The sequence below is a fragment of the Nitrosopumilus sp. genome, assembly GCF_025699125.1.
In the GTDB taxonomy this organism is placed as follows: domain Archaea; phylum Thermoproteota; class Nitrososphaeria; order Nitrososphaerales; family Nitrosopumilaceae; genus Nitrosopumilus.
Map to the genome: position 1 here is coordinate 772513 of NZ_JAILWC010000001.1, position 21915 is coordinate 794427.

Annotated in this window: 27 protein-coding genes; 10 read left to right on the forward strand and 17 right to left on the reverse strand. The window is 34.6% G+C overall.

Annotation, left to right across the window (positions count from 1 at the left end; all coding sequences use genetic code 11):
* Positions 1–7 precede the first annotated feature (7 nt).
* Positions 8–1150: a tetratricopeptide repeat protein gene (locus K5783_RS04840; RefSeq protein ID WP_297472486.1), complete on the forward strand. Its 1143-nt coding sequence runs from the start codon at positions 8–10 to the stop codon at positions 1148–1150.
* Here the strand turns inward: K5783_RS04840 and K5783_RS04845 are convergent.
* Both K5783_RS04845 and K5783_RS04850 read right to left on the reverse strand, forming a co-directional pair.
* Complete coding sequence (locus K5783_RS04845; RefSeq protein WP_297472487.1) at positions 1126–1923, reverse strand: sulfurtransferase; 798 nt, start codon at positions 1921–1923, stop codon at positions 1126–1128. The genes K5783_RS04840 and K5783_RS04845 overlap by 25 nt on opposite strands.
* Positions 1920–3728: a nitrite/sulfite reductase gene (locus tag K5783_RS04850; RefSeq protein ID WP_297472488.1), complete on the reverse strand. Its 1809-nt coding sequence runs from the start codon at positions 3726–3728 to the stop codon at positions 1920–1922. Before K5783_RS04850 ends, K5783_RS04845 begins: the two co-directional genes overlap by 4 nt.
* 179 nt (positions 3729–3907) lie before the next feature.
* On the opposite strand from K5783_RS04850, the gene K5783_RS04855 reads away from it, so the two are divergent.
* Positions 3908–4726: a sulfide-dependent adenosine diphosphate thiazole synthase gene (locus tag K5783_RS04855; RefSeq protein ID WP_109876053.1), complete on the forward strand. Its 819-nt coding sequence runs from the start codon at positions 3908–3910 to the stop codon at positions 4724–4726.
* An 82-nt stretch (positions 4727–4808) separates the two neighbouring features.
* Here K5783_RS04855 and K5783_RS04860 read toward each other — a convergent pair whose 3' ends face one another.
* The 3 genes from K5783_RS04860 to K5783_RS04870 are packed head-to-tail and all read right to left on the reverse strand — an operon-like array spanning position 4809 to position 6391.
* Complete coding sequence (locus K5783_RS04860; protein WP_297472490.1) at positions 4809–5000, reverse strand: hypothetical protein; 192 nt, start codon at positions 4998–5000, stop codon at positions 4809–4811.
* A complete protein-coding gene (locus K5783_RS04865; protein WP_297472492.1) occupies positions 4997–6136 on the reverse strand; it encodes a hypothetical protein in 1140 nt (379 codons plus the stop codon). Before K5783_RS04865 ends, K5783_RS04860 begins: the two co-directional genes overlap by 4 nt.
* A gap of 3 nt (positions 6137–6139) precedes the next feature.
* A complete protein-coding gene (locus K5783_RS04870; protein ID WP_297472494.1) occupies positions 6140–6391 on the reverse strand; it encodes a hypothetical protein in 252 nt (83 codons plus the stop codon).
* 200 nt (positions 6392–6591) lie between these two features.
* Here K5783_RS04870 and K5783_RS04875 point away from each other — a divergent pair, with 200 nt between their 5' ends.
* Both K5783_RS04875 and K5783_RS04880 read left to right on the forward strand, forming a co-directional pair.
* Entirely contained in the window at positions 6592–7464 is an 873-nt protein-coding gene (locus tag K5783_RS04875) for a Fic family protein (protein ID WP_297472496.1), read from the forward strand.
* Positions 7465–7539: 75 nt separating this feature from the next.
* Complete coding sequence (locus tag K5783_RS04880) at positions 7540–7737, forward strand: hypothetical protein (RefSeq protein WP_297472497.1); 198 nt, start codon at positions 7540–7542, stop codon at positions 7735–7737.
* Positions 7738–7865: 128 nt separating this feature from the next.
* Here K5783_RS04880 and K5783_RS04885 read toward each other — a convergent pair whose 3' ends face one another.
* Complete coding sequence (locus tag K5783_RS04885) at positions 7866–9152, reverse strand: hypothetical protein (protein WP_297472499.1); 1287 nt, start codon at positions 9150–9152, stop codon at positions 7866–7868.
* Between the two features lie 143 nt (positions 9153–9295).
* Here K5783_RS04885 and K5783_RS04890 point away from each other — a divergent pair, with 143 nt between their 5' ends.
* Positions 9296–10060: a DUF6775 family putative metallopeptidase gene (locus K5783_RS04890; protein ID WP_297472501.1), complete on the forward strand. Its 765-nt coding sequence runs from the start codon at positions 9296–9298 to the stop codon at positions 10058–10060.
* Here K5783_RS04890 and K5783_RS04895 read toward each other — a convergent pair.
* From K5783_RS04895 to K5783_RS04905, 3 genes are read right to left on the reverse strand one after another with little or no spacing between them, the layout of a single operon-like run.
* A complete protein-coding gene (locus tag K5783_RS04895; protein ID WP_297472503.1) occupies positions 10052–10960 on the reverse strand; it encodes a lactate dehydrogenase in 909 nt (302 codons plus the stop codon). The two genes, K5783_RS04890 and K5783_RS04895, sit on opposite strands and share 9 nt — an antisense overlap.
* A gap of 16 nt (positions 10961–10976) precedes the next feature.
* Positions 10977–11408 carry a universal stress protein gene (locus K5783_RS04900; protein ID WP_297472504.1) on the reverse strand — a complete coding sequence of 144 codons (432 nt, stop codon included), beginning with the start codon at positions 11406–11408 and terminating at the stop codon, positions 10977–10979.
* A 1-nt stretch (position 11409) separates the two neighbouring features.
* On the reverse strand, positions 11410–11754 hold the full coding sequence (locus tag K5783_RS04905; protein WP_297472505.1) for a hypothetical protein: 345 nt from the start codon (positions 11752–11754) through the stop codon (positions 11410–11412).
* A 109-nt stretch (positions 11755–11863) separates the two neighbouring features.
* Here K5783_RS04905 and K5783_RS04910 point away from each other — a divergent pair, with 109 nt between their 5' ends.
* Positions 11864–12718, forward strand: coding sequence for a CBS domain-containing protein (locus tag K5783_RS04910; RefSeq protein WP_297472507.1), 855 nt, complete (start codon positions 11864–11866; stop codon positions 12716–12718).
* Between the two features lie 2 nt (positions 12719–12720).
* Here K5783_RS04910 and K5783_RS04915 read toward each other — a convergent pair whose 3' ends face one another.
* Positions 12721–13152, reverse strand: a complete 432-nt coding sequence (locus tag K5783_RS04915) for a universal stress protein (protein ID WP_297472509.1) — start codon at positions 13150–13152, stop codon at positions 12721–12723.
* 111 nt (positions 13153–13263) lie between these two features.
* Between K5783_RS04915 and K5783_RS04920 the strand changes: the two genes are divergently transcribed.
* Genes K5783_RS04920 through K5783_RS04935 form a run of 4 tightly spaced genes read left to right on the forward strand, consistent with a single transcriptional unit; the run spans position 13264 to position 15465 of the window.
* Positions 13264–13698, forward strand: coding sequence for a CBS domain-containing protein (locus K5783_RS04920; protein WP_297472511.1), 435 nt, complete (start codon positions 13264–13266; stop codon positions 13696–13698).
* Between the two features lie 51 nt (positions 13699–13749).
* Positions 13750–14754 carry a thioredoxin-disulfide reductase gene (trxB, locus tag K5783_RS04925; RefSeq protein ID WP_297472513.1) on the forward strand — a complete coding sequence of 335 codons (1005 nt, stop codon included), beginning with the start codon at positions 13750–13752 and terminating at the stop codon, positions 14752–14754.
* Positions 14751–14966, forward strand: a complete 216-nt coding sequence (locus K5783_RS04930) for a hypothetical protein (RefSeq protein WP_297472514.1) — start codon at positions 14751–14753, stop codon at positions 14964–14966. The genes trxB and K5783_RS04930 overlap by 4 nt, the downstream gene beginning before the upstream one ends.
* Positions 14967–14991: 25 nt before the next feature.
* Positions 14992–15465: a hypothetical protein gene (locus K5783_RS04935; protein ID WP_297472516.1), complete on the forward strand. Its 474-nt coding sequence runs from the start codon at positions 14992–14994 to the stop codon at positions 15463–15465.
* A gap of 3 nt (positions 15466–15468) precedes the next feature.
* Here K5783_RS04935 and K5783_RS04940 read toward each other — a convergent pair whose 3' ends face one another.
* The 7 genes from K5783_RS04940 to K5783_RS04970 all read right to left on the reverse strand — a co-directional run bounded on the left by K5783_RS04940 (position 15469) and on the right by K5783_RS04970 (position 21693).
* Positions 15469–16461: a cysteine synthase family protein gene (locus tag K5783_RS04940; RefSeq protein WP_297472518.1), complete on the reverse strand. Its 993-nt coding sequence runs from the start codon at positions 16459–16461 to the stop codon at positions 15469–15471.
* Between the two features lie 8 nt (positions 16462–16469).
* Positions 16470–16706, reverse strand: coding sequence for a sulfurtransferase TusA family protein (locus tag K5783_RS04945; RefSeq protein ID WP_297472520.1), 237 nt, complete (start codon positions 16704–16706; stop codon positions 16470–16472).
* Positions 16707–16792: 86 nt separating this feature from the next.
* A complete protein-coding gene (locus K5783_RS04950) occupies positions 16793–18511 on the reverse strand; it encodes a cache domain-containing protein (protein WP_297472522.1) in 1719 nt (572 codons plus the stop codon).
* Between the two features lie 145 nt (positions 18512–18656).
* Positions 18657–19460, reverse strand: coding sequence for a transcriptional regulator (locus K5783_RS04955; RefSeq protein WP_297472524.1), 804 nt, complete (start codon positions 19458–19460; stop codon positions 18657–18659).
* Between the two features lie 67 nt (positions 19461–19527).
* Positions 19528–20070, reverse strand: coding sequence for a hemerythrin domain-containing protein (locus K5783_RS04960; RefSeq protein WP_297472526.1), 543 nt, complete (start codon positions 20068–20070; stop codon positions 19528–19530).
* Positions 20067–20291 (reverse strand): hypothetical protein, encoded by a 225-nt coding sequence (locus K5783_RS04965; RefSeq protein ID WP_297472528.1) that lies wholly within the window; start codon positions 20289–20291, stop codon positions 20067–20069. Before K5783_RS04965 ends, K5783_RS04960 begins: the two co-directional genes overlap by 4 nt.
* A 64-nt stretch (positions 20292–20355) precedes the next feature.
* Positions 20356–21693: a multicopper oxidase domain-containing protein gene (locus K5783_RS04970; protein ID WP_297472530.1), complete on the reverse strand. Its 1338-nt coding sequence runs from the start codon at positions 21691–21693 to the stop codon at positions 20356–20358.
* Between the last annotated feature and the right edge of the window lie 222 nt (positions 21694–21915).

Genomic DNA, 21915 nt, shown 5'->3' on the forward strand with positions numbered 1-21915 from the left:
TGAGCTAGTGAAGAAACCTTTCGGGAGAAAATCAAAGGAAATAGACGGATCCAAAGTAAAAAAGGAGAAAGTGGAAGAGACAAGCCTAGTTGATTCAGACTACAATCGTAAGAAATTATTCAAAAAAGGAATCAATTTGATGGCAGATGAAAAATTAGAAGATGCCATAGTAGTATTTGAGCAAGCATTACGAATTGAACCAAACAATATCGAGACGTTGATGAAATTGGGGTATGCAAGATTCCATCTAGAAGACTATGGAGAAGCACTGAAAATATATGATAAAATCCTCGATGTGGATGTTACAAATCCAGAAGCTTGGAATCTAAAAGGATTAGTTCATTATGAACAGAAAAATTTTTCAAAAGCACTAGATTCAGTTGATAAAGCAATTGAGACGGATCCAACATATGCAATGGCTTGGTATAACAAAGCCTGTTTCTTATCATTGCTAAATCAAGTACCAGAATCCTTAGAAGCTTTGAAACGTTCAATTGAAATTGATGTAAAGAATGCAAGGAGATCAATTAGAGACAAAGATTTCTCCAATGTTAGAATTGAAGAAGGATTCAAAAGAATTCAAGAAGTTGTAGTTTTAGAATCGGTCAGACAAGGATATCATACATTAGGTTCAATTGTGTGGACAACATTTCTAGACAAAGTAGATGCAGAAACGGCATTAAGAAAATTATTAGAAAAAGGATTAATTGTAAAGAATGAAAAACGTGACGGTCTTAGTAAAATTCCAATTTATGATCTTGCACCAAACGTTGCAGAAAAATTGGGAAAAGAAAAGAAAGGATTGTTTGGGATTACAAGAAAAACATTACCAAAACCAGTGAAGAATTTGAAAGAATTAAGTCAAGCAATTCAATCAGTTAGAGAATCAATAGAAGAAGAAGATTTAGAGAAGACAATTGAAATTTTTGATACATTCATAGATCCTGCAAAATCAGGGGAGCAGATGATAGAGAATTTCTTTGATGAGCATAGAGAAATCAGATTATGGAAGATTAGACTAAAAGATAGAGGTGAAGAATATCTAATTGAAAATAAAGAAAAGATGTTAGTTTTATTTGGAAACATTGAAGCGACAATTACTAAAAAACTCAGAAATGAAATTAGCTATTCAGCAGACAAATCCCAATAACTTGCATCTTCTTGTTTTTCAGTAGGTTTCTGAAGACTTTTCCATTCCTTAAATGAGCGAACGTATAGTTTTGCATTAGCAAGTCCTGCAGATTTTAAGGCATAATACGCTAGCCCAGAAAGAGTACCAACACTCCCACAATAAGTGATGATTTCAGAATCGCCGGTTATTCCACGATTATCCAGTAGTCTTTTCATGTCATCTTTTGAGCGTAAAATTTTATCATTACTAGCAAGAGTTCTGTACGGAAGGCTAATGGCACCAGGAATATGCTGTTCGAGAAAATTCAGTCTCTCTCTATTATCAATTAGGATCACATCATCTCGTGTTTTTACACTTTCCAGATAATCAGAAGTTGCCAAAATTTCAGGTCGCAAATGCATAGAATGCTCCTTATTTTGAATTTCAGGAGTTTGTGAATCATTTTCCAAACCAAGTGATTTCCAATGACTATAGGTGGTTTCAAGCAAGGTAACATCAGAATGTCCAAGATATTCCAATGTCCATGCAACACGAGATGCTAATGCACCGAATGTGTCATCATAGACCACAACTGGAGTTTCATCATCAATACCCATAGAGCTTACAAGTTTTAAAACACGTTCAGGACTATCATCGGATAAAAGATTTGACAGTGGTAAGTTTACAGATGTTGGAATATGATCTTGTTTGTAATCACCTTCTCGTCTAACATCGATGACTCGAACACTTTTGTCTCTTATTTCAGAACGTAAAGAATCAACATCAGTAATGATTTTACTTGATTCTGTCAAGCAGCACATTCACCTTTTCCAGTTTTTGTATGATAGCTAGTATCACTACCATAATCAAGATAGAAATCAGGATCATCGTCTTTCGTAGGAGGAATGATTAATGGTTCCAAAACTTTTTTGATGTCGTTTATGGATTTTATATCAGAATCCTCATTGCCATTTACAACTCTATGAATCCACGATTTTAAAGTGTCATCAGGTTTTTTCTTTTCTTTGAAGAGTTCAATTATTTTCAAAATGATAGGAATTACTCGTTTTGCAGGAATTCTGAGACATATTTCACCAAGCATAGTGTCACCATCTGAACGACCGCCTAATGACATCTGGTAATTCGGATACATGTCTTTTCCAACACGTGCTCCCCCTCCAAAGAAACCAATGGTTGCAATTCCATGTTGGCCACATGAATTTGGACAACCACTTATCTTAATAGAAGAATCATTTAGATCATCATCTTCATCTAACCTCAATTCTAGGAATTTTCTTTGGATTTCTTTTGCAAGTCTATGAGAGTTTGTTAATGCCAAATTACAGGAAGTGGTTCCAGAACAGCCTATAGGAGCAGTCATGGTCAATGCGCCAGATTTTGCCAATCCCACTTCAAGTAGTTTAGAGTACAATCGGGGCAAATCATCCTCTAGTACATAGCGCAATGCAACATTTTGCACAAATCCACAACGAGCCTTACCCTCAGACGAAAAGTCACGAATAAGATCACCTAATGCACGTAATTGATTTGCAGTAATATCACCAGCTTCAAGGGTGATAAACACGGAACGATAATCAGACTGTTTTTGTTTTACAGTATTTGTTTTAAGCCATCGTGCATAACCATCAGGAATTGTTCCGCCACTTTCATCGGAAATTCTGATCGGTCTTTTTATTTCATCAGGAGTAATGTCAACATCAAGTTGTGTTACAATTGATTGTGTAGCCCTTACAATTGCTCTTTCTTTGAATACAAGATTTTGGAATTTCTCCCAACCCATATCATTTACAAGATATCTCATTCTGTTTCTTGCAAGATTTTTTCTATCACCTAATCTATCAAATATCCTCATTACTGCAATTGAAGTGTAAAGTAAATCTTCGTCGGAAGTAAATTCTTCTAATTGATGTCCAACATAAGATTTATTGCCCAATCCACCACCAAGGAAAATTTTGAAACCTCGTTGAGAAGTTCCATCAATCTCTCTAATTTGTGGAATAAGACCGACATCAACCATTCTTACCATTCCATGTTTCTCACAACAGGTAAAATTGAATTTGAATTTACGGGGAAGATTTTGGGCCATGGGATTTCTTAAAAAGAACCGCGCAGTTGCAAGTGCATACGGTGTTGAATCAAATTCTTCATCAGGACAAACACCAGATAATGGGCTACACATTACATTGCGTACTGAATTTCCACATGCCTCTCTAGAAGTCAGACCTACTTCGGCAAGACCTCTAAAGATTTCAGATACATCTTCAAGTATTACCCAATGTAATTGAATATTTTCTCTAGTAGAGAAATGCGCACTGCCAATGGAATATTGTTCACTGAGTTGAGATATTTTTTCAAATTGGTGTGGATAAATTTCTCCAGCAGGAAGTTTGATTCTAACCATTGCATAGTCACTGGTCATTCTGGTTCCATATGCACCATGTTGAAGCCTAAATCTTCTAAAACTATCTTCATCATATTTTCCTTGACGGAACAGTTTTACAGTTTTAGCAAAATTATCAGCTTCTTCGATTCTAGCCCAATTGATTTTAGGCTTTACAGAATCAGCGGGAGTTTGTTTAAGATCAGGTGTTGTCAATCAAAGAAATTCCTTTTAGTTTGGTTATAAATTTTTGATATAGGGATGTTTTAGGAGAGAAATTTTTAGGAAGATACAGAATTTTCCGGCTTTGAAGACATTCAAATTAATTTGATTAGTTTTACCTAATTTCTAAAAATGTGGGAAAGTATTAATTGTTAAGAAAATGAAACCACGATATGCAAGAAGCAACAGTTGCAGAACAATCAAATAAAATTTTTACAGATGTACGTGAGGTTGAAATCACACGTGCAATAGCAAATGAATTTCATGACGTGTTAATTGACAGAGCAGATTCAGATGTAATAATTATCGGAGCTGGTCCAGCAGGATTAACAGCAAGCAGAGAACTTTCAAACATGGGCTTCAAAGTTCTCGTAATTGAGCAAAATAACTATCTAGGAGGAGGTTATTGGTTAGGAGGTTACATGATGAATCCAGTAACAGTCAGAGAACCAGCACAAAAGTTTTGGGATGAATTAGGAATACCATACAAAAAAGTTGCAGATGGATTATACTTAACCCCCGGGCCACATGCAGTATCAAAATTAATTGCTGCAGCATGTGATGCAGGCGTAAAATTCCTTCAACTCACAAAGTTTGATGATTTAGTATTGAAAAATGGCAGAGTAACAGGAATTGTTGTGAATTGGATGCCAGTTTCAGCATTACCACGAAATATCACTTGTGTAGATCCAGTTGCATTAGAAGCAAAAATAATCATCGATGCATCAGGACATGATTCAGTTGCAGTAAAAAGACTAGTAGATAGAGGACTGGCAAAATGGAAGGGAATGGAGCCAATGCATGTCAACGATGGAGAAGAGCACGTAGTTCACAAAACTGGAGAAGTTTATCCAGGATTAGTTGCAGCTGGCATGTCAGTCACAGAAACACATGGACTAGCAAGAATGGGACCAACGTTTGGTTCGATGCTATACTCTGGAAAGAAAGCAGCTGAAATTACAGCAGCAAAAATCAAAGAACTTGAAAGATAGCAGTTAGTTTTCTAAAGGTTTAGGCTTATAATGTTAAGATTACTAATCAAGCATTATCAAAAGTCTAGTTTTCATTTTCTTCTCAAAATGCATTTGTAAAACTCCTAAACCAGTCAACCCATCGTGGTTCTAGTTTGCATATTGATGTACAAACATAATTCTCAGGTGCGTCTGGTGGAATGATACATGGTTTGCATGTCATGTCTGCCATAGACCATATGGCAAATGAAACTATTGTGCCAATTAATGCAAAAATAATGTGGCGGTATTTCAATTTCCCTCAACTTTGCATCCCGTCTCTCCGGGAAGACAATAAACTTGGAACTTGAATAGAATTGTTTTTGCAGAAATATCATCAGTCACATCAACGTATGCAAGAAGTGTTTTGATATCATCAAAGATTTTTGGAATCTCCCAAGAGAATACAAACCTTCCAGAGTCATCAGTTCTTCCCGTAAAGTCTCGAATTATATTCTCACCATAATCTTCTATTGTAATTCTTACAAGTGCATCTGAGACAGCATACCCATCTCGTGTTACATTAACTACAATATCATGTGTTGTTCCACGCCTTACTTGTTGTTGTCCTGTAACTTCAACTTGTATACCAGAAGGGGCAGTTGGTTCAAGTTCAGATTCTGGTTCAGGGATTGGTTCTGGTTCTCCTGAAACATAATCAGAATCAGGAGTATACGTAACATGAGGCACATCAAGATTCATCGATTCTATAATTGGAAGTAAAGCATCAGTGGTGCCGTTCCACCAAACATCCACTTTCATTCTATCCTCTCGGAATATCTTTACAGACGACAAGGTCTGAGCATCATAGTCGATTCCTTCTGCATATGTTCCATTCAGATCATAGATCTTCTTGTTTTCCAGTCTTGGAATGTCTTCAAGATAATACGTCATGTTGAAGTTTTTGCCCATAGAGTGATGTATTATTACCAAGGCTCCATATTGCGCATAATAGTTATCTGCAACATATGGTGAGATGTCCATTTTGAAATCTTCAGGAAGATAGGTTATGGTTGCACGAGTTTTTTGTTTGTCAATTTTGATAGTATCTAATGCATAACCTTGAGGCAAATATGACGGGATACTCAATTCAAAGTCCACAGTTGACTCTGCATTCTGAATTGATTTGACATATGTATCCGTAATCTTATGACCTGTGTCTTCTGGAATAGGAACCTGTTGGGGTTCAGGTATTACAGTGGAAGATTTTGGTGGAGGATTTTCAATCATGCTCAAATAATGTAAACAAGTCCACAGAGTAAGTGGACGCGGATAATGCCTATCGCCAAGCATAGTTTCACATTTATTTTGAACAGAAATAACATAAAATGAGCTTATTAACACAACAGATGCCAAAACAATTCCAATAATGATTAAAGCTCTAGTGTTCATTTTCTATTCTACACAAATGTATTCTATTTTTTCACCGCAGTATGGACAGTAATTCATTGGGAAAAACGCAATGTTTCCATCTACGCTGATATCCTTGAAATGGAATTTTGCCCATTTGATATTCCAAAGTTGGAAATGCTTGTCATGTTCTCTGAGTTGCTTGCAGCACCACCAAGTTCTGTGAGTATCAACTCGAAATTCTGTAAATTTTTCACATGTAGGATCATCAAAGTGTTTGGTGTAGAATACTTTCAATTAATCAAACTAAAATTATGATATTCATAAGTAATTCGAATCATTTGCAGATACAAAATCTAAATTTTTGCTAGTCGGGCCAAAATCTGACCATGAAGCACTATGGTCAGTTAATATCTCCTTCATAAATCATGACTAATTACCCACTGTTTTTTCATAAAATTAACAATATTTATTAAATTACAGTGGGTACTAAAACTGTGGTCTCTGTTATTTCAAGGGAGAAAAATGGGAAAAAATACTATTCCCTAAAACACACCACTGGGAACAGGCAAAAAGAAAAGTATCTTGGATTGAGAGTTCCAAAAAACATTGAAGAGATAAAAAAAGAATTTCTGCTGGAATTTTATCATGAGCAATGGGATACACAAATAGGGACAATAGCAAAAAACTACCAAAAAGAGGTAAAAAACAAACCCCCATCAATAAAGCAAAAAGACTTTGAGAGTTTTGGAATATCATTTACATACAACACACAGAGAATGGAGGGTTCAAGTCTAACTGAGGCAGATACCAGGGACTTGCTGATACATGGAGTAACACCTACCAAAAAATCCCAGATTGACAGCATAGAGACTAAAAAGCACTACGATCTGTTCATGAAACTTGTAACATCAAAGAACACAAAGATTACAAAGAAGACGGTGATGGATTGGCACAAAGAAATTTTTGGTCAGACAAAAATTGGCGAGGCAGGCAATCTCAGAACGTATCGTGTCGGCGTAATTACAAATGACAAGATAGAGTTTGCTCCAGTACAAAAGATTCCAGAAAGAATGGATTCGTTTTTCAAATGGCTAAACAAAAACAAAACAACAAACTTTGTAGAACTTGCAGCACTTGCTCATTATTACTTTGTAACCATCCATCCATTTGGAGATGGGAACGGAAGGATATCCAGGCTGATTATGAACTACATCCTGTTTGTCCATGGATGTCCGTTTATGCAGATCAAAAACAACGACAGACGCACATATTTTAAGGCATTAGAGAAATCTCAGATTAAAAGAGATGAAATTCATTTTCTAAAGTGGTTTATGAGATATTACATTAAATCAAACAGGAATTTATGATGTTTATCCTATCACAATATCATATTTTAATAATTAAAATAACGGCTCTCAGACTAGGATATTGTTGGAATTTGAATGCAAGATATGCGGAGTCATATTGACCAGCGAGGGGTTTCTAAGAAGGCACTACAAAGTGGTGCACAAGGAAACTCTGTGAAATGGCGTAAGGGTTTTCAGGCATACCTAGCTGGAATATTCATGAGATTGTGTCTATATGATGAGATAGAAAGGCCAAGTGCATGCGGGATATATGCCAAATCTCAACAGATTTGAGATAAATTAATCCTGAATTAAATGCTGTATGTGCGAACCTATCAAGATTCAATCTATGATGAATTCAACTGATCTCTGCTAACTAGAAGTCATATTATTCAAATCGGTATTTGAAATAAAAAAAGGAATTATTGGAATGGGTCAATAAATGGACAGTTTACAATGTGATCACTATCCATTGGACGCGCAATACCAATATTGATTAAGCCAGATTCCTTGTACGCATTCAAATCATCAATGGTCTCCAACACTTGTGCTTCACTTGGATTCGTCCAACCTGTCATGAAGATTCTCCACATTGGAGAATAGTTTGCATCACCAGGGGCTCCGGCTGCAATTCCTGGCTGAAATCCTAGTGGGCCAGTGCCAGCTATGCCATCTTTGAATTGAAACAAGTCTACTGCTGCTGAATTTGCAATCAAGCTTGCTGAGGTTGGTGCACTAACAACACCCATCATATCTGCAGGTCCACTAGGTGTTGCATCTGTTACAATGTAATAGATCGTTCGACCATCTGGGCCCCAACCACGATGAGCAATGAAAGTCACATTCATCTCTTCTGTATCGATATCAAGAACTTGTCCGCCACCGTAAGGTGTTTCATCAGTCAAAGTTTTGTCTTCTTTGACTAGCATTTGACCCTCAGGCCAAACAATTTGTGGCATGTTCAAAATAACATCAACTTCCGTCAATATCACTTCATCATTATCTGCAGCTTCCATAATCATTTCTTCAGAATCAAGTACTCTTGGTGTCACACCTTCATTCCACATTACATGAACATGTGAGGTCAATGCACTATACACATCTGCTTGTGCAGGTGTACTTGTGAAAACTTCACCTTGAAATCCATGTACACCATCGCCATTAATGCCGTTAGTGAACATGTATGTTTTTGAAAGTGCTGCATCAGGAGCGTTCTTTAACAAAGGTGCAAGTTCTACTTGCCAACCTTGATTCTTTGTAATGATGTCTGCATGTGTAGGATCACTAGAATCAGTGATGATGAAATAAACTTCTCCGCTGTTATAGTATCCCTGATGCATTGGAATTGTTGCTGGAACATTTGCTCTTGATAATCTAAGTACAGAACCCAAGTCCATCTCAGTTATTTTTTCTTCAGAGTCCATCATGGTTTCTTTCTCCATCATGGTTTCTTTCTCCATCATGGTTTCTTTCTCTTCTTTAACTGGAGCTACTGTATCTTTGCCTTTTTCTGCCTCCCACGCGGTTTTACCACCAGGATATTCAGAACATAGTTGTAATCCACAAATATTTGTGCTAGAACCATACTTTGAAGTTCCAACACCTGAACCTTTGAGAGCTTCAGCATCTGTGAAAAATTCAGTTGCCATACCTGCTGTAAACAGGGGGATGATTGCAAGAATTGCAATGTATCTTAGATTCTTGTTCATACGAAGCAGATTGAATTTTTATTTAAAAGAATTTGTCCAAATCAGAAACTTCATTTTACTTGGGAAGAGTAAAAAATTTGAGCCTTAATTCTTCAAAAAAATTAGACGTTAGAAAGATAAGTCATAAAAACATAATTTTTTTATTGAAAATTTCCAAAATTATTCTATACGACGAACCAACAGTTTTAGAAATTCAATTAGAAAAACTAGAAAAATTTCTTGAAGATGCATTTCCAATACAAATAGAAATCAGAGACAACTTTTTCAGAAATTTAAATGATGAGACATACAAAAAAATTGCCAGTACAAGAATTTTTGACATAAAAAAACCATTTCAAAAACACAATGTGTCTATGGAGGACATTTTAATTGAAAAAGAAAACATAGACACGTCTGAAAAAGAAGAAATGGCATTATATGACGGAATCGAGCTTTACAAAGTCATTTCAGAACAAATTCCAAAAGAAGAAAACAACATGGATGTTCTGAACATTATTTTTACAAACAAACTAACAGGCACATTTGATGAAAATGACTTTAGGTATCATGCCAGAGCATTGATTGGTTCTAACCCAACAATTATTTCAACTACAGGAATAATAGAAGCACCTGCAAAGCCAAAACAATATTATCTTGATTTAATGACAAATTTTTCAAACGAAGAGATTGACACAATCAAGAAAAAATACGAGGGAGAGTTTTTAGAGTATCACGATTCACGAATATCAGAAGCTATTGAAGGATATCTTCTACAAGCCATCATATATTATGAAACGGGTGAAGCATTTTGTACAGATAAAGAGTGCAGGTTGTATAATGCACATTGGCAAAAAGAATTAATTTCGACTCAATTAAAAAATAAAAAATTTTGTGATAAACATAAAGAAATGCTAAAGAAATTAACTTAAAACAGAATTTATTTGATTTTGAATCTTTTTAGAAGAGTTAACCAGTTGTTCGGTTTCAGATTCATCTAGTTCGATTTTTTCTATTTCAAAAAGTCCATACCCATTTATTCGTACAGGCACTCCTATTGCAACATTGCTTTGCCCATATTCGCCATCAAGAACAACAGAGGCAGGAAAAGAGAATTCTTTTTTATTGATGATAGCCTCAATAACATCAAAAGTGTTTTTTGCAATTCCAAATTGGGATCTGCTTTTGAACTTTCTTAGTTCTAGCCAATAATTTTTGACTTTACTGGAAATCACAGATTTTTCCTCATCATCTAGCATTGAAGACAACGATTTACCATCAACTCTAACTTTGGAGAATATTGGAACCATGAAATTTCCGTGTTCGCCTAGAACTAAAGCACCCATAATCGAAGAGTGAGGAACAGACAATTTTTCTGAAATCAAGTATCGAAATCTACTAGAATCAAGACTTGAAGCAATGCCTAGTACTTTGAATCTTGAGAATCCAGATTCTTTTTGAAAAAAATATGTCAACACATCAAGAGGATTTGAAATCACCAGAACAACTGCAGATGTACAATATCTTTTAGTTTTTTCCGCGATGTCTTTAATCATGTTTATTTGTGAAATCATATTCTCTGATCTGTCTTTTGAATAAATCCCTGTGCTTGCAGCAATTACAACAATATCAGAATCAGTTAATTTAGAAAAATCATCGGTTCCATGAATAGAGAATTTAGAAGTTTGCGGGACGGCATTTACAATATCCAAAGATTCTCCAATGGCTTTGTCTTTGTTACGATTGATTAGTAAAACATCATCAAGCGCATTAGATGCACAAAGAAACGCAATCGATGAACCGACACGACCGCTTCCAATAATTGAAATCAAGACAAGTACAACCGGATTATTTTACAATCAAAACAGGACAACGGGTTTTCTGAGACACACCATTTGCCACACTTCCTAAGAGAACTTTATCAAAACCAGTCCTACCATGAGATCCAATAACAATTAGATCGTGTTTTCGTGTTTTTGCAAAAGTCACAATGTCATTAACCACAGATTTTGAAGTAATAATTACAGATTTAACAACAACGTTATTTTTTGCAGCAAATGATTCTAGTTTTTCAATATATTTTTTGGTAACCTTACTTTGTTTTTTAATTAATTCTTTATCTGCTCTTGAATCATAATATTTGTGATGCCAGGCATCTCCTTCAAGGCAGGTCAACAAAGTTACTTTGGATTGATATTTTTTTGCTACATCCAATGCCATTTTAAAGGCTCTAGTGGATTGATCTGATAGATCAAAGGGTACAAGAATATTTTGAAACATGTTAGAAGTCTTCCTTTTTACGAATGCTTTCTCTTTGTCGATTATCATTATGTTTTGATAATTCGCCTTCCAATTTTCTGCTTAAATCGTCAGCAATTTTCAGAATATCCCATCCAGAAGCAGTGTAAATGAGAGTCTTGTTAGAAGTCTTTACAGATGCAGTAGCATCATAATGAGTTCTTGAGCCTTCAGGATTTTGATATTCTACAGTAATTTTTGCTTCAATAATATGAGACAGCACCTGCTGGACTTTTTCCAGAGCAGCGCCAAATTTAGATGAAAGAACTTCATTCGCAGGTTCATCTTTAGATAAACCAACAACATACAAGGGAACGCGGTCAACCATATACGTATCTTGAAAGATGGAAGTAAATATCTTTCTCAGTAATTACCAAATATGATATTCAATGATGATTGTATTAAGATTAATTAAGAAATAAAAAAACAGAGCCATATTGGATGTAAAAAATATAAAATTATCAGAGTTAATCACCAGACCAATCACAGTTAATCCTAACTCCACATTATTAAAAACCAGAGAGAGTCTATTAAAAAACAAAGTGAAAAGAGTAGTTATCGTAGATAAGAAAAGACCGGTTGGAGTTATAACTGAAAAAGACATTGCAAAAAAAATTTATGAGTTGGGTTCAAAACCAATCAAATCTGTTAAAGCAAAAGATTTCATTCCTAAGAAATTATTTACATTAACAAGAGATAATTCGGTTCAGGAATGTGCAAAGTTGATGAAAAAACACAGAATCAGTCTTGTAATAATTACTAACAAAGACAACACATTAGGAGGAATTGCGACAGAGACAGATCTTGTAAAAGCATTCCTTACAAAAGAATCAACTTCATTCAAAGTTTCAAAAATAATGAAAAAAGAACTAATTACTGCAGCACCAAGTGATCCTATATTACATGTAGAAAGTCTGCTGTTAAAATATGGAATATCCAGAGTTATTATTAAAAGAAACCAAATTCCAGTAGGGATTATTACATTTAGAGATTTTGTACCTGCAAAAATACCACAATGGATAGCAGAATCAGCTGATCCTAAAGAAGTTCAAGAATACAAATTCAAAAAAGGGTTGGAAGAAATTCATTCAAATCAAATGAGTTATCTTTTTCCATTTCATGCTACAGACATTATGACGGTCAAACCAATTACAATCGACATGGATGAGGATATTAAAACTGCAATCACCCTAATGGTCAAACACAATATTAGCGGATTGCCAGTAGTTAAAAAATCAAAACTGGTTGGAATAGTTACAAAATCAGACGTAGTTGCAGCATTAGCCGAATAATTTCACTTTACAATTAACACAGGCTTTTTAGATTTGTGTAAAACGTAATTTGATACACTTCCTAGAAAAAGTTCCTTGGTAGAACTTCTCCCACGAGCCCCAATCACAACTAAATCAATTCCATTTTTCTTGTTATTTGCAAATTTTGCAATATCATAACCCGGATCACCTGCGATGGCCTTTCCAGTTAATTGTATTCCTTTTTTTGCAGCCCTTACTTTTGCTTCATCAAGTGTTTTTTTTATTTCGGACATTGAATTAAAATCCAAGAAACCAAGTGGATGAATAGCATAGATTCCAGGTACGGATTTTATTGACAATGCAGTGATGATTCCATGAGATTGTCTTGCAATATGAATAGCCATATCTAATCCACGAATGGAGTTTTTTGAACCATCAAGAGGAACTAGAATCTTTTTAGTTTTGACTGCCATATTCGATCACATGTTACTTTGAATTTATAACTCTATAATGATTTTCTTGACTGATTTTCAATCATGATAATTTAGAATTTATATCATATAATTGAAAAATCACGTAAACATATGGGCAGTACATTTGTGAATCAATTTATGAATAAAAATGTGCTAACTGCAGACAAGTCAACATCATTACAAGAGGCAGCACAAAACATGACCAAGTTGAATGTAGGATGTGTCATTGTCACTGAAAATTCCAAACCAATCGGGATAATCACTGAACGGGATTTTGTCACCAAAGTCGCTGCAGAAGGAAGACCACTATTTACAGAGATCTCGGAGGTGATGTCATCACCACTAATCACAATAGATCCAGGAGAAACAGTTTGGGAAGCTTCTGAAATGATGAAAGAAAAATTAATTCATAAACTTCCAGTTAAAGAAAGTGACAAAATAGTAGGAATAATCACAACAACAGACATTGTAAAAATTTCTAGTGTCGGATCAGACTCAGAGATGCGCAGAATTTGTGATCAGATTCTCTTAAGAATGAGAGATTGAGAATCAAAAAAGATATTCACTTAAATTATTGAAATAGTGTCATCAAACATCATGATGGCAGCAGATGCGGGTGCAACAGTTCTAGAAACAAATGATAGCGATCCAATGAAGCCAGATAAAACAAAAACAAAGTTTGATGTGATTATTATAGGTGCAGGACCTTCTGGATACACAGCAGGAATTTATTGCTCCAGAGCAGGTTATGACACATTAATTTTATCAGGAATACTTCCAGGAGGTCAATTAGTAAACACGACAGAAGTTGAAAATTATCCCGGATTTGAAAATGGAATAATGGGACCAGATTTGATGATAGATATGAGAAAGCAAACTCAAAGGATGGGCACTACAATTATTGATGATGAGGCAGTAGATGTTGATTTCAGAAGAAAACCATTCAAAGTTTTAACTGCATCCGAAGAGTATGAAGGGCGTGCAGTAATTATTGCAACTGGTGCAAATCCAAGAAAAATGGGATTGGAAGGCGAACAAAAATTTGCAGGTAAAGGGGTATCGTATTGTGCCACATGTGACGGACCATTCTTTAGAAATCAAGAGATAGTCGTAGTAGGAGGAGGTGATTCTGCAATTGAAGAAGCTACGTTTCTTACAAAATTCGGATCAACTATCCACATCGTACATAGACGAGGCGAATTACGTGCAAGCAAAGTAATGCAAGAACGTGCAATGAATAATGAAAAAATAAAATTTCATTGGGATTCAGTTGTGACAGATATCAAAGGAGATCAAAAAATGCAGCAGGTGATTTTAAAAAATCTAAAAACAAATGAAGAAACAGCAATTGATGCTGGAGGTCTTTTTGTTGCAATTGGTCATGAACCCAATACAAAATTATTCAAAGACCAAATTGATTTAGACAAGGAAGGGTATGTTGTTTTAAAAAATAAAACCCATACAAATGTTGAAGGTGTTTTTGCAGCAGGGGATGTACATGATAGAAATTATAGGCAGGCAATAACGGCTGCAGGATTTGGATGTATGGCAGCAATTGATGTAGATAAATATCTCACAGAAAGCGCAGATAAGAAAGAATGAAAAATGCAGAATGTAAAAAGTGTTTAAATAAATTTCAACAAAAAGATATCTATACAATTCAACAATTTCAATATAGAAAGATTCCAACTTACAAGTGGTCACTAAATTTTTTCAAAAAATTAGAAATTAATGAATGGGATTCTTTTTGTGAAAAATGCATAACAGAATATTCTGAAAAATCTAAAGAGGAATGGGATAAATTAAAAGCATAAACTGTTTTGAGAAGGAGATAGTGTAATGAGTGAAAATTTAGAGAACGTTAAAAAATCAATCAAAGAACATAGCGAAAAACTAGCAAAATTAGGAACAGAATTAGCTGAAATCAAGTTTAGTTACAAGGTTGAAGAAAAACCATCCAAAGAATATTGGGAGAAAAGAATGAAGGAATACAAAAAATATAATGAAAAATGTTTAGAATATTACAATCAAGTTCACTCGATGATGAATTTAATCAATAAAGAAGAATCACAGATGTTTCTATTACATATAAGCAAATTCAGGCAGCTAGGATTAGAATTATTAGAAATTATGCAGAAAATCAAAGATAATCCATCAATTACCGATCCTAAAGATAAGCAGAAGAGTCAATGGAGCAAAGATATCAAAAATAAAATATCTGAACAGAGCAACAAGTGTCTCAATCATGAAAAAGAGATGAATGGATCATTTAGAAATTTTTATCAAAATGAATTAAAGAAAATTTTGGAATAAAATCTAATAGGCCAAGACAGACATATGTTGTGCTTTATTCAGAGCATTTTCAAATTCTTCTTCAGACATGACATTTTGGGATGCATAAACACTTTTGAATTTTCTTCCATCATCTGCAAAAATTCCCACCACACATGCATCGTCTTTAATAGGATATTTTTTCATACACGCATAGACTGCAGCAGAGGAAGGGCTAATCAAGAGTCGATCTTTTTCGAACACCTCTTTTACTACAGAAAATGCTTCTTTATTGTCAACAGATACCCAATCATCCACCACATTTTCTCTTTTTAAAAATAAATCAGGTTTAGCAGACTCTTCAAAATTCCTCCAACCTTGTATCAAATGATTTTGTTGTGGTTGGCAACCGATAATTTTGACATTAGGATTTTTTTCTTTAAGAAAAGTCCCAATGCCGGTAATGGTTCCTCCGGTACCTACACCTGTAAAAAAATGAGTCACTTTCCCATCAGTTTGTTTCCAAATTTCAGGACCTGTGCCAACATAATGTCCTTTGAAATTTGCTTCATTAGCATATTGATTTGGTGAATAGTAAGTGTCAGGTCTTGAGGAAGCAATGGATGTAGCTAGAGCAATGCTTTGATCGGTTCCGGCCCCAACTTTAGGACATAAATCATCGCTTGTCTCAAACACTTTAGCACCAAGATTTCTAATGATATCTTTGGTTTCATTACTGGCTTTTTCTGGAATCACAATCTCAACTTTGTACCCCAACACATTTGCAATACCAGTTAACGCAATTCCTGTGTTTCCAGAAGTGGGTTCTATGATGATGCTTTTTCCTTTTGTTAAAATCCCTCGCTCTTCACCATCTTTGATCATCCAATAGGCTGCCCTATCCTTTACTGAACCGAATGGGTTATGGCCTTCTAATTTTGCAAAATATTCAGTATTGTTGTGTGAAAGAGAATTTAGTTTTACAAGAGGAGTGTTGCCCACACGACTTAAGACATCTGTATCAGTGACAGTGGTCATAATTCCGGTTATTTCACCTTTTTAATTTGAAAAGTAATTACATTACCATCTTTGGATAAATCTAATAATTCATGACCGTTTCGTGTAACCCACCGGGATATGTCATCTTCTGCAGCAGGATCATCGGCAGATACGGTCAAGGTTTCACCAACTTGCATTCTTTCAATTTCAATTTTTGTTCTGAATACAGGTTCAGGACAAAACAAACCTGTTGCGTCTAATTTTTTATCAGGAGATTCAGACATGATATCTAATTCATCAAAGACGTTTTGTTATATTAAAATCTATTTTAACTAGTGAAAGCGTAGCTATAACAAATTAGCTTTACCTATCATTTTGAGGACAGAATAAACACAGTATATTCCAGATCTTTTATCAGGCTTTGATCTATTTTTGTAAATTTGAATTGAAGATCTTTTGCTTTTTCATACACAGAATTATCCACCACAGTTGTATTAGGTAATGCATACTGATTTATCTTAAAGCAGATGTTTACAGGCTCTCCAAAAATATCATCTAATGAGGAATCAGATGTTTTTGCTTCATTTACAATTCCAAATGCAGAACTTATTCGGTATGCCATCCCTGGAAGATTTTCAGACTTCGTCTTCTCATTGAGTTCTTTATCCATCTTTGAGATTTCCAAACAACAATCTAGCATGTTTGATAGAGCATCATCATCTTTGGATGCAGGAAAGTAAAACAGTACTGCATCATCAATAATCTTGACAGGTATTCCTTCATGTTTTTTGATGATTGGGACAACAGAATCAGTAAAGATTTGGCCATATCGTTTTTTCTGCTCAGCATTTAGAGTTTTAGTAATTTTGATTGAGCCCACTAAATCAACCAAACAGACATAGCTCTCACGCTTTTCTTCAAAGTATTTTGACAGAATATCCCCTTGTTGTTTAATGATGTTTTCTCGCTTTCCTATTGCAGAAATTGTTTCCTCTATTGTCTTTGCCATATCATCAAATGATGTGGATAACTGTTCAATCTCATCATTTGTCTTAATGTTTGTTCTAACATCAAAGTTTCCTGAGGAGAGTTCTTTAGCTGCATCACGCAATTTGAGAATTGGTTGTGATATTCTTCTAGACAGTATGAAAGTAACAATACTTGCAATAACAATAAGACTAATTCCAACTAAAATTATCTTATTTTGTAATTCTGTAATTGGTTTTAAGATAGAAGACTCATCTACTTCAGTTAACAAAACAAATCCAAGATCTTTTTGACAGTAAGAATATCCAAAGATGTCAACATTTCTGTAATCAGTATAATCAACAGCCTCTACATTTCGTCCATTATCAAAGCATTCACTTACTGCAAATGTGTCTACTTTTTGATTAAATGGTGTGTTTTCAAAAAATATTGATTCAGAAATCATCATCTTGTTTTTATTCACCAAATAAACTTCGCCTGTCTCATGCAAGCCAAATCTGTTCAGCAGTATGTTATCAAAGACAGAACTCCCCATACTTGCAATCATCACACCCACCTGATTGCCACTATCTGAAAGAATAGGCAATGAAATATTCATCAGGCGAGTTTTGTCAAGATCTTGTGTAAACTCTACAGTTACATCATTTACTTTGTAGTTGTCTTTGATGTATGTTATAGGATCAATTTTTTCATTTAATGAAAATATTGGTTTTCCCCTCATATTGATAATCTGAAGGTCTCTTATTCCAGCTTCAAACTCATTTAATTGAAATGATTGAAATTCATCATGAAGATGGGGAAGTTGTTCTTCAAGAATATTATGAAATGAAACATCATCAAGTCCAGGTATCAAGACATCAAATGATTCTTGAACAACTTGATTTTGGGTAAAACTCTGTAATTTTGTAATTCGTGATTCAATGATTGATGAAATTGTCTGACCACGTGTTTCTGATTCATCTTTTAGAGATTCTTTGACATTATTTTTGATTACACTATCTGCAAAATTGTATGCAAGGCCAGTTGTAACAGCAATAGATGCTATGCTAATTGCAAGCATCAAAACAATTAGTTTCGTACTTATACTTACAAAAGACTTCATATGATTTTTAACATATTTTTAGGTATTTTAATTGTGATCTAGTTAATCATTAGAATCCAAATAAGTCAGTATTGCATTACAATGATAAGCCATAAACGCATCCAGATTTGTTCTATTTATATTCAAAACCACAAAAATAATTTTTTTAAATTTCTTTTAGTTTACTTTCTTGAAACACATCAGAGCCATGCCAGCAATATCGGAAATAATCAAGACACCATTCATGAAACATAGGATCTTTTGAATAAAACATTTCAGTAATATCAGATTCGCCATCAATGCCAGGAAACATAACACACGCTTCTTTTTCATTAAGGACAAGGGTAGTGTGTGCATTAGTCATCATTTTACGCTCAACTAAGCCCTTTTCTATTAACTTATCAAATCCTAATTTTTTTAATAATGCCTTTCTTCCCTTTGGAACTACAGTGGGTTCTGAAAAAATATAATTGAATTTGACACCTTTTTTGATTTGTTTTACCAAGGGTTCAATAATATCAAGAGGCACTTCAGAAACTACTTCATAAATATACTCACTAGAATTTTTGTAGATATTCTTCCATTGCTCTAACACTTTAGATACTCCTTTGACATATTCGCTAATTGCAAGTTGACCACAACGCATATTGAATTTATGAGGAATGTTCCCAAAATCATGATTTTCAAAATATTTCCTATTTTGTAATAAAAATACTAACGAAGGAACTTGTGTACAGATACTTTTTCCAAATGTCGTTAATGTGTATGTACCGTCTATTGTTTTTTTTATCAAGCCAGTTTTTTCAAGACGTGAGAAATTTCTGTGCACTTCCTGTCTTGTCGCATCAATTTCTTTGGCACATGTTGAAGGGGCTAAATTTTTGCTCAATAGTTTAAACAAAATACTTAGTCTTTGAGGGCTAGCTAACTCCAGCACATAATCTGCCGCCTCATCAATCAGATCAGTCATGCATGATCATCAGATTCATGCACTATAAAACTAGTCGAAAATTAGATTCAGTCAGAGATACAGCACATCATTTTTGATACCAAGAACATGACTCCAAAAAGGCAATTTCTGCAATCATTTCTTCTACTTTCTTTACTACAGCAAACACTGATTTGTATTCCTCATACATATCAACCTCTTCTTCTTTTGTTAGCACATTTGCCTCAGCATCATCAAAAAATTTGTTTTCTTTGTGCAGATGATCTTTTAGAAACACGCCATATGCCTTTAGAAACCTTGAGACAGGTTCCCGTTCATCAGAACCGCCCTTCCATAATTTTAAATGACGAGATATTTGTCGTGCAACATTTCTACCAAACTCATGTTCAACAAGAAATCTATGAATCTCTTCTTTGAGCGTGTCATGATTTGAAACACATGGAAAATACGAGTCTTCTTCACGTGAATGATGAATCGTATCTACAAATTCAGAAATTACTATCATGATTTTATTCAAATCTGAAAATGGAATTTCTGTGCCTTGTTCTAACTCATCAGAACATTTGAAAACTATTTTTTCCAGGCGTTTTACCTGATCATGATCTGCACGTAATTGATTAGTAGCACTCATTTTGAAGATATGAACTCTCTGAGAATTTCAGCAGCACCTGAAGTATCACATGCTTCCAGTCTGTCAAGAAGATATGAATCAGATTCTATTTCATTCATTTTTTCTTTGAGTTGGCGATATTTTTCTGCATCATCATAATAATTTAAAATATGAGTCAAATCATCAGATGAAATACCGTTTTCTTTTAGTTTAGATTCAAGATTTTCTCGGCTCAATGACATCAGCAATTATTCTCCCACATTGTATTTAAAATCATATTACAATTTTTCATGTTGAACAATGCTGTTATGATCTAACACTAACAGTGCCTTGCATCCATGGGTGCAATGTGCAAATATAATCAATCATACCAGGATTCTCAAATGTATGACTCCAAGTATTGCCTGCCTGAATAAATTCTGAATCAAATGATTTTTCATTATCAGTTACAGTATGTACAACAGAATCATCGTTTGTCCAAGTCACTGTTGTTCCAGATTTAATTTCTATCAAAGTTGGAAAATATGATTCTACAATGTCGGGATTCCAAGAATTTTTGACAATGGATACTTTATCTGTTTGAACTTTTTCAGCATGACTAACTTGAACCTGACCTAAATTCTCATATGATATTATCACTGGTTTTTCTAAGGATTTGATCAAGTCTTCTTGCCATTCTATCATAGAATAGCTTCCCTTGTTGTTACTTGGTTTTTGAATGTTAGACAATGATGATGCATCTTCAAGCACTTCAATTATTGCCATAGAGCCTCGTTCTTCTTGAATACCATGAACATGGAATAGGTATCTACCAGGAGTATCCCAAGTAGCTTCAATTATTGCAGTATCACCATTTCCAATCAAATGTGTTTGTGCAAAGTATGGTTCATTCCATAAAATTCCTGATGGATACACTTGCATTATGGTACTATGAATATGAAATGGTGATTGGAGTACACCTCCAATACCTACTACATAAAATCGTGTTAACTCTCCTGCTACAACTTTGATTGGATTATCCATGTATTGTCCAGCATATCCGTTAATTGGGTAGTATTCTGTGAAATATGCCAGAGTTTCAGTTGGATCAAACTCACTTAAAGTGAAAAAATACTCTCTTGCAGGCTCCATTGGACGTATGGCAGGATCAATAATCATTGTTCCAAACATTCCCATTCTCACATGCTCAGTTGTAGGAAATGCATGACAATGATACATGAAAAGTCCTGATTCTTCTGCGATAAAATGATACGTGTATTCTTCACCTGGCATTATCATTGGAAACACACCATCGTTTACAGAATCATGAGTTCCATGAAAATGAACAGTATGTGCATATGGAGTATCGTTAACAAATTTTACAGTAACATCGTCTCCTTCATTGAATCTAAGAGTAGGAGCTGGAACTGTTCCATTGTATGTCCAAACTGTTGCTCTAACACCACCTGCAACTTCAATTTCGGCATCTTGGGCAATTAGTGTATAATGTAATGTTTGAGGATCTGGATTTTCAAATTTTGGATAAATATTAGTTGAATCTGCAACAGTTGTTTGTATTTCAGGAGATTGGAGTAGTAATACAGATGCAATACCAAATCCTACTATTATGCCTGCAATAATATACAATGTACTTGGTTTGATCATAAAATCACCGATAGTACAGATACTAAAATTACTGCAACAGCATAAAATATCCAGTATGTCCTTTTATGTCTTGGAATGTTTAGGGATTTTGATTTAGCTTGAAATTTCATTATAACTCCTTTGAAAAAGCGAGAACTGTGTGAGAAAAAGTCACACCATGTTCTGGTCTAGGGAAGCATTGTTCTCGCATGATTATGGATATGCAAAAGTGATGATTAACCT

Bases quoted from the DNA above. Each gene is read 5' to 3' on its own strand.
- K5783_RS04900 (WP_297472504.1), bottom strand. From the start codon at position 11,408: ATGTTTCAAAATATTCTTGTACCCTTTGATCTATCAGATCAATCCACT.
- K5783_RS04905 (WP_297472505.1), bottom strand. From the start codon at position 11,754: ATGGTTGACCGCGTTCCCTTGTATGTTGTTGGTTTATCTAAAGATGAA.
- K5783_RS04930 (WP_297472514.1), top strand. From the start codon at position 14,751: ATGAAAAATGCAGAATGTAAAAAGTGTTTAAATAAATTTCAACAAAAA.
- K5783_RS04855 (WP_109876053.1), top strand. From the start codon at position 3,908: ATGCAAGAAGCAACAGTTGCAGAACAATCAAATAAAATTTTTACAGAT.
- K5783_RS04940 (WP_297472518.1), bottom strand. From the start codon at position 16,461: ATGACCACTGTCACTGATACAGATGTCTTAAGTCGTGTGGGCAACACT.
- K5783_RS04945 (WP_297472520.1), bottom strand. From the start codon at position 16,706: ATGTCTGAATCTCCTGATAAAAAATTAGACGCAACAGGTTTGTTTTGT.
- K5783_RS04865 (WP_297472492.1), bottom strand. From the start codon at position 6,136: ATGAACACTAGAGCTTTAATCATTATTGGAATTGTTTTGGCATCTGTT.
- trxB (WP_297472513.1), top strand. From the start codon at position 13,750: ATGATGGCAGCAGATGCGGGTGCAACAGTTCTAGAAACAAATGATAGC.
- K5783_RS04885 (WP_297472499.1), bottom strand. From the start codon at position 9,152: ATGAACAAGAATCTAAGATACATTGCAATTCTTGCAATCATCCCCCTG.
- K5783_RS04970 (WP_297472530.1), bottom strand. From the start codon at position 21,693: ATGATCAAACCAAGTACATTGTATATTATTGCAGGCATAATAGTAGGA.
- K5783_RS04950 (WP_297472522.1), bottom strand. From the start codon at position 18,511: ATGAAGTCTTTTGTAAGTATAAGTACGAAACTAATTGTTTTGATGCTT.
- K5783_RS04920 (WP_297472511.1), top strand. From the start codon at position 13,264: ATGGGCAGTACATTTGTGAATCAATTTATGAATAAAAATGTGCTAACT.
- K5783_RS04965 (WP_297472528.1), bottom strand. From the start codon at position 20,291: ATGTCATTGAGCCGAGAAAATCTTGAATCTAAACTAAAAGAAAACGGT.
- K5783_RS04880 (WP_297472497.1), top strand. From the start codon at position 7,540: ATGCAAGATATGCGGAGTCATATTGACCAGCGAGGGGTTTCTAAGAAG.
- K5783_RS04915 (WP_297472509.1), bottom strand. From the start codon at position 13,152: ATGGCAGTCAAAACTAAAAAGATTCTAGTTCCTCTTGATGGTTCAAAA.
- K5783_RS04955 (WP_297472524.1), bottom strand. From the start codon at position 19,460: ATGACTGATCTGATTGATGAGGCGGCAGATTATGTGCTGGAGTTAGCT.
- K5783_RS04935 (WP_297472516.1), top strand. From the start codon at position 14,992: ATGAGTGAAAATTTAGAGAACGTTAAAAAATCAATCAAAGAACATAGC.
- K5783_RS04960 (WP_297472526.1), bottom strand. From the start codon at position 20,070: ATGAGTGCTACTAATCAATTACGTGCAGATCATGATCAGGTAAAACGC.